Source organism: Pontibacter roseus DSM 17521, assembly GCF_000373265.1.
GTDB lineage: Bacteria > Bacteroidota > Bacteroidia > Cytophagales > Hymenobacteraceae > Pontibacter > Pontibacter roseus.
This window is the reverse complement of the sequence record NZ_KB890766.1, coordinates 103,436-116,174: the sequence shown is the minus strand read 5'-3', so window position 1 is coordinate 116,174 and position 12,739 is coordinate 103,436. Positions and strand designations below refer to the sequence as shown.

The following is a 12,739-nucleotide window of genomic DNA, read 5'->3' as shown; positions in this document are numbered from 1 at the left end:
ACAGACAAGTTTCACCACCCGCTGCTGGTCACCCGTGCGGATGTGCAGGAAGTATACGTTCATTGCCAGTTTTACCTTTTGTACGGTCTGGGTCTCCTCCACCCATCACATTATCACCCACTTAGGCATACTAAATCGTAACATCTTACGTAGTAGTAGATATACCTGCAAAATTTGGAATTTATGTATACCACCACATTCAAGTTCGAAGAAGGGAGCCCCTACCTGAGTGGCAGGCGACCTGTGGGTGCCGAAATACACGAGCGGCTTATGTGCCAGGTGAGGAGGCTCTGCAAGGACAACGCGTACAAGCCTGGCTGGGAACTGATTGTGTACACGCCCATTCCGGCCTATCTAGACAAACCCACTACGCTGGAGGTATACTGGGACTTTGACAACCCGTCAGAATATGGCCATGAGCCAGAGCAGGATGCGTGACAGCAACGACCTGAAAGGCGAATTCCTTTTTTACCCGATTACGTATAAAGCTACATGAACCTCACCCTTTTCAACACCCATTCCCTGTCTGGAAGGCTGGAGATAATCTGGCAGCACGGCACCTACCTGGCCGAACGTGGCCGAAGGGGCTACCGGATTGAGCTGTATGACATGGGGGAGTTCTTCGCTGAGGTATGGACCAACCCCGAAACAAACTTCATCGGACTGATACGTGGCCTGGCCAGCAAGCGGGCACTGGAGCCCTATACCACCAAAATAAACCTGCTGGACATGATTTACTGGTAGGCACACACAAGCAGCCGGTCTTAAATCGAAACTGATGCAGTTCTTCCTTCCTCTTCACCAGTTATCATCTGCCAAAACTTTTCAAAACCGCCACCGGGTAGGTGCGTGATATTTCTTATTTTTGGCCGGATGAATTCTGTCAGCCTTAGCAACTATCACCGCCTCTACGCCTTCTCGGACTATGGGAGCATGAAAGCCGCCCTTCCTTACATGCGGCGCGTGGTGCTGGCCAAGCGGCTGACCGAAGTAGAGTCCGCTGACGTCAGGGGCTATGTAGGCCGCGTTCCCGGGCAGGGATATGTCAACTACCTGGAACCCATAGGGAAGACCAGCACAACCCGCTCTGCCGACAAATCTTTCATCACGGCGCTCCAACTGCTGTACAAGCGCAACGGCTACTCGGCCAGGTACGTCGTAATAGAGCGCATGTAGGGGTGGCTTCCCCCTTTGAACAGGGAAGCAAAATAATTCACGGGCTACAGTCGGGCCAGGCACCTACGCCTCGTTTGAGACCGGCTTCATATATCCTAAGGCAGGCATGCATCCGGAGCAGAAGGGAAACCGTTCGGAGAATAGGAGCTAGAAAATGATAGTGAAGGTTGTTCCTTGGTTCAGAGTGCTATTCACATGGATTTTCCCTTTCACATTGTCCACCATCCTCTTCACGATGTACAACCCAATGCCGCTTCCTTCTACGTGATCGTGAAAACGCTTGAACATAGTGAATACGCTTTCCTGCTTATCGGAAGGTATACCCAAACCATTGTCCTCAATCAGGAGGTGTGTTTTGTCGGCGACCTTTTCCAGTTTCACGATTACCAGTGGGGGTCTGTCCGGTGAGCGGTATTTGATGGCGTTGCTGAACAGGTTATTCAATATGCTCTTGAAGTTCTTTCTGGAGAATCCCGTGAAAAGCCTCTCTTCAGAAATCACTTTTATCTGGGCATCCGACTCAACCAGCAGGTTGTCCAGGTCCTGTTTCACCGTCTCTACCATCTCATAAATGTCAATCGGCTCAGGTGCTTCGTCTCCACTTGTCTTATCTATCTCCACAATAGTAGTGAGGTCGTTGATAGTGGTGGCGAAACGCTTGAGCGACGACTTCATATAGCCCGCTATTTGATTGATTTCGTCTCTGTCCAACTCTTCTTTGGTGACAGCTTCCGACAATGCCTCAATCAGCCCCTCTATGTTGGACACAGGAGATTTCAAATCGTGGGATGCGGTGTACACAAAGCTATCGAGGTCGAAATTGGCACTGGCCAAGGCTCTGTTCTTATCCTGCAGTTCCAGGTGGGCACTCTGGCTGCGCTCCAGCAACACCAGACTCTGCAGGTGAAAAGAGAGCAGTTCCGCAAACATTTTAAAAGTGCCGATTACCTTGGTATTGTTCACCAGCGCAGGCTTGGAGTCTATGGCGCAAAGTGTACCGAAGAAAGTCCCGTCTTGTAAGATAATCGGTAATGATATATAGCTTTGGAGACCGTAGGTTATAGGCGTATGGTGGTTGTTATAGACAGGGTCTTCCGATACGTTGTCAATGATGATGGGCTGGCGACTGTCCCTGATTTCATTGCACAAGGTAGTCTTTATTTCCAACTCACCCCCTTCTTCAAGCCCGAACTGAACCTCATCCCGAACGCTGCAGGCCAGCCACCGGTCCTCGGTTACCCGCGCGATGGCGGCAAAGCCCATACCTGTAATCTGACAAATTACTTCTAGCATGGTAGGGACAATCGGGATTTGCCGTACTGCTTCCAAGTCTCTGTACAACGTGTCTTGGGTATCAATCATACTGGAACTGTTTCTCTGGAATTGCCAACTTATGGTTTTGGTTGGTCACCAATCACTGATTGTTAAAGTTACTAAAAAAAGTACTAATCGCGAATTTCGAATTTCCTAAGAAACAATTTATTGCTACCTCCAATAGCGAAATGAAACTCTACTGCACCAGGAAAAGGGCGATAGCAAACACTCACATTCTTATAGTCTAAAGCAGCGGCCACAAAGATTCTGTACCGAAAAGGGAAGCACAAAGCATGCAGGAAGGGCTTTGAAGCGAACTCCAGCCTTATCTGCACCCGCTCGGCTAGTAAATCTGTGGCGGGCGCCACGCTGACGCTATCCCCTCGTTTTCCAGAATCTGGACCCAGGTACTGTAGTTATTGTTGTTCTTTATAAAGCGCTTCAGAAAGATAAAGATGGAACCATGCATCTGGAGCCTGCATGCATGTTTATGCTATTGGAGTGAGTTCAAGAATCCCGAAAATATAAGCAGCCAGCCCTGGATTCATATCACGCAAACCCCCTATACCTCCTGTTTATTCTAGAGTAGAGAGCTAAAAGTCCTGCCCCAGCGATATCTGGCCTACATCTTCCAGCTCGTTCAGGCTCTTGTAGAAATGCTTCAGGTTCAGGTTCTCGGGCACTATCACGTACAGCATGATTTTGGTGTTTTTCTTGTTGCGTGACTGCAGCACGTTGATGCTCTTGGTGATGACCTCATATTCCTCCAGAATGGATAACACCTTGCTAGTCTCAATTTTGGCAGATTGGAAACTGATTTTCAAGGTCTTCAGGGCACCTCCGATGAAGACCCTTTTGCCTATCTTGTCCAGGATGGATAGAACGAACAGCAGCAGCAGCGTCACGATGATGGCTGCCTCGTACATACCTGCCCCAGTCGCCAATCCTACAGCAGCCACCGCCCAGATGGTGGCCGCGGTGGTCAGCCCATGCGTGTTCCCGCCCAACCTGAAAATAGCCCCCGCCCCCAGAAATCCTATACCTGATACCACCTGCGCCGCAATACGACCGGGGTCCACGTTCCGGTACTCTGAAAAGGTCTGCGGTATGTAGATGGAGATGAGCATGAGCAGGCAGGAGCCCACCGAGATAATCATGTGGGTACGCAACCCCGCGTTTTGCCGCCGACTCTCCCTCTCCCAACCCAACAGGCCACCCAGCAGGGTACTGAGTAGGAGTCTGACAATGATGCTGCTTGTATTGATTTCTGTTAACGACAAAAAAGATAAGTCCATACGCTTTCATTAGAGCCAGTTGCTAGATGGCTTTACTACAGCCGTTGCTGAAGGTTTATCATTTAAGCGATGAAGGGCTGCAAAATGGATAGAATTGGCAGGTTGGTGGATTTGCTGCTTGCTGTAAGTTCTGTTGAGCGGCAAGTTCCTGTAGCCGCTCTCCGGTTTGCTTGCAGGCAAAAGCATCGGAAAAACTTTGACATCTGCCTAAATGTGAGTTGGCTGAATTGTCGTGTTAGCTAAAATTTTAATGCAATGAGCTATCAAAAGAGGAATAGCAGCTTTGAGGTTCAACTGGAATACAAAATTCAATAGATTTCATTCTCTATTGTCCAAGTTGCGAGGAATACTCAGCTTTACTAAATACAGATGAATTTTAATAGAAGAACCGGGTAACACCGGTTTTTCTGTTTAAAGAAAAATATATTCTTATATATACATTATATATTAAATTTATACTTAGGTTTTACATTGCCTAGATATGTTCATAATTATTAGACCGTACCCATTTAACTAAGTAAAAATGAGTGTAAAACACAGAGAGTTAGTTGTAGAAGACAAAAGTTACCCGTTTGCTCATTGCAAGCTTGGTAGAGAAAAATACGCAAAAGTTCTCACTGAAATCATCAAAGCATATCACACAGGTTTTGTTTTGGCTATCAACAGTAGGTGGGGAACAGGTAAAACTTCATTTATTAAAATGTGGGAACAAGATTTAAAAAACCAATCATTACAAACAATATACTTTAATGCTTGGGAGAATGATTTTGAAGATAATCCTCTTGTTGCCCTAATGGGTGAGTTGAAAACTATAACTCAAGAAACAAATAAAGAACAATTTAAAAAGGCTTTAAAAAGTGCAGCTACTCTGTCAAAACACATTATTCCGTTGGCTGCACAGGCGATTGCAGACAGATATATAAACACTCAGCTACTAAGAGATACCATAGTAAGTATCACAGAAGGCACAACAGACATTTTTGAAAATGAGGTTAATGATTATGCGAATAAAAAAGCGAGCATTAAAGAGTTTAGAAAGAGCCTTTCAGAGTTCATTTCAGAGACAAACTCAGCTAAGCCTCTTATCTTTTTCATCGATGAATTAGACCGATGTCGTCCAAACTACGCAGTGTCAATTCTGGAACAGATTAAACACTTTTTCTCAGTTCCGAATATTGTGTTTATATTATCAATAGATAAGGTCCAATTAGGAAATGCAGTCCGCGGTGTTTATGGAAGCGACAAAATTGATTCTGATGAATATTTAAGAAGATTTATTGATATTGAATATTCACTACCAAGTCCGGAGAAGGGCACCTATTATAACTATCTTTATACATACTTTGAGTTTGATAATTTCTTTAAATCAACCTCGAGGAATGATTATAGAGAACTTAAATCTGATAGCAATGAATTCTTGCAAATGGCGGAAATTTTATTTGACGATACTCCAATAACGCTAAGGCAACAAGAAAAAATATTTGCCCATGCTCGTCTTGCTTTGCGAAGTTTTAAAATAAACGAATATGTTGTACCTATTATCTTTTTGCTTCTAACCTATATCAAGCTAATCAACGAAGAACTATACAACCAAATTAGAAGTAAAACACTTAGTCTAAAAGAATTACAAAAGGAGTTTAAATTAATCGTCGGAAGTAAACTTACACAGGATCAAGAGAGATCTTTTATGTGGGTTGAAGCTCAGCTAGTTTTATACTATAACAACTCCCTTTATAATTCCTATAATCGCAATAATATATATATCAATGATGAGACAGGGAAAAAACTAATCCTAAAATCGGTTATAAGCCCTACAAAGGATATTGATTTTATAGAAACTTTTGAAAGAATTGACAGCAATAAGAGGACTGGTCATTTAGATTTAGGCCACTTTATAAACAAAATAGATTTAACCGCAAATGTTCAGCTTTGATTACTTGATAAGAATTAAAAATTCTACTCTCTAAGGCTAATGTAATCCGTCCCCTCTACCGTCCCCCGAAAACAAAAAAGCCCTGTAAGCAATAAACTTACAGGGCTTTCTACTTGTACTTGTACCTTGGGCCGGAGTCGAACCGGCACGAGTGTAACCTCATTGGTGTTTGAGACCAACGCGTCTACCAATTCCGCCACCAAGGCATTTTGTTCTTCCCGATTTCAGGTATGTACCCTGGGCCGGAGTCGAACTTTTATCCCTAATCATCTATCAGGAACGGGTTGCAAACTTAGATAAAGTTTCCTGAATACGCAACAAATATTTTTTCTTCAGATAGTAGGTTTTCACCTCCTGCAGGGCCTCTTCTTTGGTAACTCCATGAAGCTCAGGATACCGCTGCAACACCGGCAGGATGTCATTTTCGAGCTGGGCCATAATGCCCGTGCTCTTCTCCCCCACTTCGTGCAGTTTGGCCGCGTCAAAATCAAATTCCAGCTCCATCAACTCCTCGTTCAGCTCCATCATCTCCATCAGGAAATCCCCGGGCAATTCGTTCTTGCCTTCCTCCAGCAGGCCGTGCTCCTTCAGGATGTACTGCATGCGCAGGTCAGGGTTACTGAGGGTGCGGTAGGCGTTGGTGTTGAGCGTGGAAAGCTCCAGAATCTTCTGCTGCGTGCCCAGGTCTTCGTTGGCATAGAAGTCAGGGTGGTACTCGCGGCTCAGCTCGTAATAACGTGCCTTTATCGCCTTCTCGTCAGGCAGGAAACTCTCAGGTATATGGTAAAACTCGAAGTAATTCATTTTTTACGGAAATCAGTTAACAGAAATCGGTCATCGGGTATACGCTGAACACTTTACAATAACCAGTAAAATTTATCAGGTATAGGCAACAAAAGTACAGGAAAAGCGGCAGGAATGTTTACACACTACCGAAAAGCCCTGGCTATACAGTACTAGTTACTGCCCGCTAACTGCTCTATTGCTTGATTACCGGCTACATGTCCACTGACTTATTCGACCAGGCCTGCGGCTTGTCAGCGAAGAGGGCCTTGGTGGCTTTCCATACCTGCCCGAACAGCTCAGAGTCGCGGTAGTTGTTGAGGTGCTCCTCGGAGTCCCAGAGGCTGTAGGTGCTGTATACGTTCGGGTGGTTCAGGTCCTGCAGCAGCTCCACGTGCCGGCATCCTTCAAAGGCGAGTATCTTGTCTTTGGATTGGCGGAAAATCTCCAGGAAGTCTTCTGTCTTCTCCGGCTGAAATGTCATGCGTACGATTCGAATCAACATGCGTATTCTGAAAAACTTTTTATAAGCAGCGGTGCTTCCTATACCTGTTGGTTTGGCGAATGAGCAGAGGTTTTATTTTTCCGGGCAGCCACAAGAGCTACTATGAGGTAAGTTATGGCACATGCCCCGAAAACATATGGCAGGTATACCTTGCCCTCCTGGTAGAACACAACCGCCATTATGGCAAGCGCCACCGCCTCAATCAGCAGGCACGCCTGCCGCACAAGGGCATGGGACCAATGGTACCGCTTTTCCAGCACGATAAGGACCAGAATCAGCAGCCCCAGCAGCACAAGCGAGCTACCAGACACCAAGTGGGATTTCGTCAGCTTATCAGCCCCTTTGAGCAAAAGCACAAAAACCGTCAGCAGATGCACCACAAGCCCCAATCTATGGCTGTTTCCTCTCATGTCTCTATACCTAAAACAATAACATTTAAGAATGCCCCACACTGCGGCAGGTATAAGGTGCGTTTAGTTGCCGGGATAGAACCGCACATCCACCTGCGAGTCAAAGCCCAAGCCGAGCAGTTCGGCAGCGTTGCCTTTGTTGATGCCGATGCACAGCTGGCCCAGGCTGTTGTACATGCAGCAGCAGTCGCCATCGTCTACCTGGGTATAGGTAGGGTATACGCGGCCCACGGTCTCCCGCCCGAAATGGATGGTATAGGTACGGCCATGGGCGATGGTGTCCACGCTGTCGCGGGTGATGTTGGTGATGAGGTTGCCGTAGCGGTCCACGTGAATCACATGCCCTGTTATGGAGTGGTCGTTGAGGCGCAGCTGGCGGTTCATGAGCTGCTTGAACTGGGTGGTGCGTTCGCCCAGCACGTCTATGTCGCCGCCTTTCGCCAGGAACAGGGCGGCAGGCGCCAGCAGGTTCTTGGCCGGGAAAGGCAACAGTTCCGGGTCGGCCTGTATCTCGACCACCACGTCCGGTTCACCATCTGTTATCAGGGAGAGCAGCCCGTTGTCGGCCATCAGAAAATAGTGCCCCCTGTACTTTGCCGCATGGTATTTGCCCCGCTTACAGCCGTGGGTGTCCACGGCCACCAGGTGCACCGTGCCTTCGGGAAACTCCCGGAAAGCGGCCCCAATCACGTATTCCGCCTGCGGAATGTTGAAGGGCTCAATCCCATGGGATATGTCTACGATGGTCGCCTGCGGTTGGAGGGACAGGATACTGGCCTTTACAGCGGCTACATAATGGTCGGTGTAGCCAAAGTCAGAAGTGAACGTAATTACAGCCATAGAGCGAACTATAATTTGAGTAGATTTGTAATCTATATGTAACAATTTTAGCTAATTTACAGAATATATTACCAACGTACTATATACAAATAAACATTTGGTAGAGAAAGTAATAACCTTAGAGAATATCTCTCTCATTGATTTTCTGGGGACAGAGAATCAGAATATCAAGCAGCTGGCAGCCGCTTTCCCAAGCAGCAAAATCATATCCAGGGGTAACGAGATAAAGATTCAGGGGCAAACGCCTGAGATAACCAAGATACACGAGATTCTCTCCTCACTAATCGATCACTATCACAAGTTCGGGAAGATTACGCACAACAGCGTAAATAGATACCTTTCAGCCGATTCTTTTACGGATGAGGAGGTTATCGTGACGTCGCCGGACGTGATTGTGTATGGCAGCAAGGGAGGCGTCATCAAAGCCAGGACGCCTAACCAGCAAAAGCTGGTGGACATGGTGGAGAAACACGACCTGGTGTTCGCGCTGGGGCCAGCCGGTACGGGTAAAACCTATATCTCGGTGGCCATGGCCGTGCGCGCGCTTAAAAACAAGGAAGTGAAGAAAATCATCATTTCCCGCCCGGTGGTGGAGGCTGGCGAAAACCTTGGCTTTCTGCCCGGTGACATGAAGGAGAAGGTGGACCCCTATCTGCGCCCGATTTACGACGCCCTGGAGGACATGATTCCGATGGAAAAGCTGAAGTACTACCAGGAAAGCAAGATTATCGAGATAGCACCGCTGGCGTATATGCGAGGCCGCACCCTGAGCAATGCCTTTGTGTTGCTGGATGAGGCGCAGAACACGACACCCGCCCAAATCAAGATGTTCCTGACGCGTATGGGCCCTACTTCCAAGGTGATGATAAACGGAGACCGCTCTCAGATTGACCTACCGCGCCACCAGCGTTCCGGCCTCTTTGACGCCCTGAACACGCTGCGCGATGTGAAAGGCATCGGCTTTATTGAGATGCAGCCCGAGGACGTGGTACGCCACCGCCTGGTGCGCGACATCGTGGAGGCCTACTCCAAAGCGGATGAGGCTCGCCTGGCCGCCAAACTGGAGGCTGAGGCAGCAGAGGAAGGCAAGCCTGTGAAGGTGAATGGCCGTCCAAAAAAGGCTCAAACCCCGGAAGCGTAACACAAGATGATTCAGTTGATTCGTGCGGAGAGTGAGCAGGAGAAGCTGCATACCTTCCGCATTCGTGAACAGGTATTTGTACTGGAACAGCAGGTGCCCCGCGATGCGGAGTACGATGAACATGAGACGACGGCGCGGCATTACCTGGCCACCTGCGAGGGTGTGCCCTGTGGTGCCGCCCGCTGGCGTGTCACGGAGCAGGGCGTGAAACTGGAGCGCTTCGCCGTGCTTCCCGACTACCGTAACAGGCAGGTAGGGGCGCGTCTGTTGGAGGCTGTGTTGGGAGATGTGATTGCTGCTCACCCGGACAGCAAGGTATACCTGCACGCCCAGCTGCCGGCCATCAACTTCTACAAACGCCACGGCTTTGTGGCAGAAGGCGACATGTTCAGCGAGTGTGACATCCAGCACTACAAAATGGTCTACAAGGGCTGATGAAACAGTGGGCGCCTTTCCCATTCGTACGCATTGCCCTTAGCTTTATAGCAGGAATACTCCTGTTCTTATACACAGGCAAAGAGTTCAGGTATAGCCTTGAGCTCTTTGCCTTTTTTGTTGCCCTATACCTGGCGGCCTACTTGGTTGCCCGCAGAGTGAAAACCGTGGAGGCCAACACGGTGGCAGGTATAGCCGGCCTCCTGTGCTTTGCAGCCGGTGGCATGTGGACCACGCAGCAGCAGACGGCTTTGTTCAGTCCTCTCCACCTCAGCCACCTCACCAGCACCCCCTCCTACTATATGGGCACCGTAGATGACTACGTGGTGCAAAAACCGGGGGCACAGAGTACCGTGCTGGAGGTAGAACAGGTGCAGGTAAATGGACAGTGGCAGCCTGCCGAAGGCAGGGTACAGCTCTCGGTGCCGCATGACTCGGAGCGCACCTATGAGCTCGGCTACGGCGACCGTCTGTTGGTGAAAGGAGCGCCTCTGGCAGTGGCTCCATCCGCCAACCCCAAACAGTTCGATTACCGGGCCTTCCTGGCGAACAAGCAGGTATACCACCGCCACTACCTCCAATCGCACCAGTTCCAGATAATCGGTTCTGACCCCGCCAACCCGGTGCTCTATTGGAGCATCCACCTCCGGCGGCGCCTGGATACCCTCCTGAAAGAATCCATTGCGGAACGGCGGGAATATGGTATTTCGTCGGCACTCATACTGGGGGTGAAAGATGAGTTAGACAATGCCATCCGCACCGCCTATGCCAACACAGGCACCATGCATATATTGGCTGTATCGGGACTGCACGTAGGCTTGATTTATGGCGGGCTGATGCTCCTGCTGGTCCGGTTCCAGCGCAGCAATAGACAGCGCCTGGTGGGTGCTCTTCTGGTACTCGCCGTGCTGTGGCTCTATGCCTTCATAACTGGGCTGTCGCCTTCGGTGCTTCGCGCCGTCATCATGTGCAGTATAGTGACGGTGGCCACAGCTACTCGCCGGCAGCGCAATATCTATAATACCTTGGCCTTTGCTGCCTTCGTGTTACTGCTCTACAACCCCTACTACCTGCTGGATGTCGGTTTTCAGCTTTCCTTCCTGGCGGTGCTGGGCATCGTATACCTCCAGCCCCGGTTTTACCGCCTGATTACCTTTGATGGCCGCGCATTGGACTATGTATGGGCACTCTTCACGGTTTCTTTGGCGGCGCAGCTGGTCACTTTCCCGCTGGGGCTGTACTACTTCCATCAGTTCCCGGTTTACTTCTGGCTGGCGAACCTGGTCGTGGTGCCGGCGGCAACGGCTGTGCTCTACACGGGTGTGGCCGCCCTGGCCTTGTCGTTTGTCCCTCTGTTGGGCTCACTGCTGTTCCAACTGCACTTTGGCCTCATCTGGGCTATGAACGAGTTCAACATCTGGGTCAATAACTTGCCGCAGGCGCTCATCAACGGCATAGACATCAGCCCTGCTCAAACCTGGCTCTTGTATAGCCTTATGCTGCTGTTCATCCTGTTCTTCGCGTTGAAGCAACTGCGCTACTTTACGATGGCTACTGGTGTAGTGGCTGTTCTGGTGGTGCTGCAAATCACAGAAAGCAGGCAGCAACTAGTGCAGCGCAGCTTTGCCGTGTACAGCCTGCGCAATGCCACCGCCTTCAGTTTCCTGCAGGGTCAGGAGGCGGCGCTGGTACGCACAGCCTCGCTGACTCCGGAGAACTATACCTTCAACATACAGCCTTACCTGTGGCACAAGGGCGTGCAAAAGCCTGTGCAGTTCCAATTGGCTTCCCCTCCTGCCGAAGCCATCAGCCACGCCCTCCTGCCGGACAGCAACAGCCTGTATGTGTGGCAGGGCCTGCGTGTGTTAGTCCTCTCCCGCCCTATCCGGATACAGCCACGGGAAAGCCTTGAGGTGGACTATGTGCTGCTGACGCAAAACGTACGGGTGAAGCCGGAAGACTTACAGCCTTTCGCTTTCAAACAGCTCATCCTCGACGCCAGCAACGCTCCCTGGCACCTGCAACGCCTTCGGCCACAGCTTGCCGCAGCCGGCATACCAGTTTATGATGTGACAGAGAAGGGAGCATTTGTGGTAGAGATGTGACCTCGACTCTTGTCAAAAAATCGTTAAATTTTTGTTCTCAGTACTTTATCGAGGTTGCGCTGCTGCATAGTCGGGGGAAGGCACGAGCTGCAAGCTCGCGCCTGCGGTGGGGTCTTTCTACTATGTCAGGTTCAGCCACCCCTACCCCTCCGGGGAGGGGAATCACCTGCATTAAGGTAAAATAGACTAGTCAACCATTCTGTCATTCCGACGAAAGGAGGAATCTGTTACGTTGCCCACCGCCGGTTCCCGCTGCGCTCACACCGGCGGTGAGACGTGCGAAGGATGCAGAAGTCCTCACAAAAGCCGCATCTGCGCTGGCGCTGGATGTACGGCCGGAAGGGCGTGAGATTCCTCCTCTCGTCGGAATGACAGTAGGAGAAGGAATGACTGGAGCGTGAGCAGGTATAGGTATAGGATGGAGATAGGATAGACAGATGGGTTCCACCACCCCTCCTAGGAGGGAATCCGGAACGATTACATCCCCCTGCCCCCTTCGAAAGGGGACTTTCTGCTATAGCTTTCTCTAAGGTATAGGCGCTGTAGCATCTGAATTCCTTAACACTGGCAGGTATAGCCTTGACACCCCTCTTACTCCCCTCAAGGGGAGAGCTTCCACAGTAGCCACGGAGCAGCGGCACCGGCTTGGTGCAGCGCTGACGATTTTTTGTTCGAGCGGTCAGCGAGTTCAAAAGCGTCTTGATTCTTTTGCTTACTTTTCTCATCAAGGAGAAAAGTGAGTGCCCGCCGCACAGGCGTAGCGATGGAACAAGTAATCGAACAAGCTGCAAGCACAGTTGCT

Annotated in this window: 13 protein-coding genes and 1 tRNA gene; 7 read left to right on the top strand and 7 right to left on the bottom strand. The window is 49.7% G+C overall.

The window, feature by feature from the left end; genetic code table 11:
* Positions 1-183: 183 nt before the first annotated feature.
* The 3 genes from B051_RS0114785 to B051_RS0114775 all read left to right on the top strand — a co-directional run bounded on the left by B051_RS0114785 (position 184) and on the right by B051_RS0114775 (position 1,176).
* Positions 184-438: a hypothetical protein gene (locus tag B051_RS0114785; protein ID WP_018478992.1), complete on the top strand. Its 255-nt coding sequence runs from the start codon at positions 184-186 to the stop codon at positions 436-438.
* A gap of 54 nt (positions 439-492) precedes the next feature.
* A complete protein-coding gene (locus tag B051_RS0114780; RefSeq protein WP_018478991.1) occupies positions 493-744 on the top strand; it encodes a hypothetical protein in 252 nt (83 codons plus the stop codon).
* A gap of 129 nt (positions 745-873) precedes the next feature.
* The gene (locus B051_RS0114775; RefSeq protein ID WP_018478990.1) at positions 874-1,176 is read left to right on the top strand and encodes a hypothetical protein; all 303 of its coding nucleotides are present in this window, start codon (positions 874-876) and stop codon (positions 1,174-1,176) included.
* A 147-nt stretch (positions 1,177-1,323) separates the two neighbouring features.
* On the opposite strand, the gene B051_RS0114770 is transcribed toward B051_RS0114775, so the two are convergent.
* Positions 1,324-2,538 (bottom strand): sensor histidine kinase, encoded by a 1,215-nt coding sequence (locus tag B051_RS0114770; RefSeq protein WP_033316937.1) that lies wholly within the window; start codon positions 2,536-2,538, stop codon positions 1,324-1,326.
* 545 nt (positions 2,539-3,083) lie between these two features.
* A complete protein-coding gene (locus B051_RS0114760) occupies positions 3,084-3,785 on the bottom strand; it encodes an MgtC/SapB family protein (RefSeq protein WP_071594902.1) in 702 nt (233 codons plus the stop codon).
* A gap of 523 nt (positions 3,786-4,308) precedes the next feature.
* On the opposite strand from B051_RS0114760, the gene B051_RS0114755 reads away from it, so the two are divergent.
* Positions 4,309-5,718, top strand: a complete 1,410-nt coding sequence (locus B051_RS0114755) for a KAP family P-loop NTPase fold protein (RefSeq protein WP_018478986.1) — start codon at positions 4,309-4,311, stop codon at positions 5,716-5,718.
* 122 nt (positions 5,719-5,840) lie between these two features.
* On the opposite strand, the gene B051_RS0114750 is transcribed toward B051_RS0114755, so the two are convergent.
* The 5 genes from B051_RS0114750 to B051_RS0114730 all read right to left on the bottom strand — a co-directional run bounded on the left by B051_RS0114750 (position 5,841) and on the right by B051_RS0114730 (position 8,256).
* Positions 5,841-5,924 (bottom strand) — tRNA-Leu (locus B051_RS0114750).
* A gap of 67 nt (positions 5,925-5,991) precedes the next feature.
* The gene (hscB, locus tag B051_RS0114745) at positions 5,992-6,522 is read right to left on the bottom strand and encodes a Fe-S protein assembly co-chaperone HscB (protein ID WP_018478985.1); all 531 of its coding nucleotides are present in this window, start codon (positions 6,520-6,522) and stop codon (positions 5,992-5,994) included.
* A 193-nt stretch (positions 6,523-6,715) separates the two neighbouring features.
* Entirely contained in the window at positions 6,716-7,006 is a 291-nt protein-coding gene (locus B051_RS0114740; protein ID WP_018478984.1) for a putative quinol monooxygenase, read from the bottom strand.
* Between the two features lie 38 nt (positions 7,007-7,044).
* Positions 7,045-7,416 carry a hypothetical protein gene (locus B051_RS0114735; RefSeq protein ID WP_026236423.1) on the bottom strand — a complete coding sequence of 124 codons (372 nt, stop codon included), beginning with the start codon at positions 7,414-7,416 and terminating at the stop codon, positions 7,045-7,047.
* Positions 7,417-7,479: 63 nt separating this feature from the next.
* Positions 7,480-8,256, bottom strand: a complete 777-nt coding sequence (locus B051_RS0114730; RefSeq protein WP_018478982.1) for an SAM hydrolase/SAM-dependent halogenase family protein — start codon at positions 8,254-8,256, stop codon at positions 7,480-7,482.
* 97 nt (positions 8,257-8,353) lie between these two features.
* Between B051_RS0114730 and B051_RS0114725 the strand changes: the two genes are divergently transcribed.
* Genes B051_RS0114725 through B051_RS0114715 form a run of 3 tightly spaced genes read left to right on the top strand, consistent with a single transcriptional unit; the run spans position 8,354 to position 11,937 of the window.
* Positions 8,354-9,397 carry a PhoH family protein gene (locus tag B051_RS0114725; RefSeq protein WP_018478981.1) on the top strand — a complete coding sequence of 348 codons (1,044 nt, stop codon included), beginning with the start codon at positions 8,354-8,356 and terminating at the stop codon, positions 9,395-9,397.
* A gap of 6 nt (positions 9,398-9,403) precedes the next feature.
* Positions 9,404-9,832 carry a GNAT family N-acetyltransferase gene (locus tag B051_RS0114720; RefSeq protein ID WP_018478980.1) on the top strand — a complete coding sequence of 143 codons (429 nt, stop codon included), beginning with the start codon at positions 9,404-9,406 and terminating at the stop codon, positions 9,830-9,832.
* Positions 9,832-11,937, top strand: a complete 2,106-nt coding sequence (locus B051_RS0114715) for a ComEC/Rec2 family competence protein (RefSeq protein WP_018478979.1) — start codon at positions 9,832-9,834, stop codon at positions 11,935-11,937. The genes B051_RS0114720 and B051_RS0114715 overlap by 1 nt, the downstream gene beginning before the upstream one ends.
* The last annotated feature ends 802 nt before the right edge of the window (positions 11,938-12,739 follow it).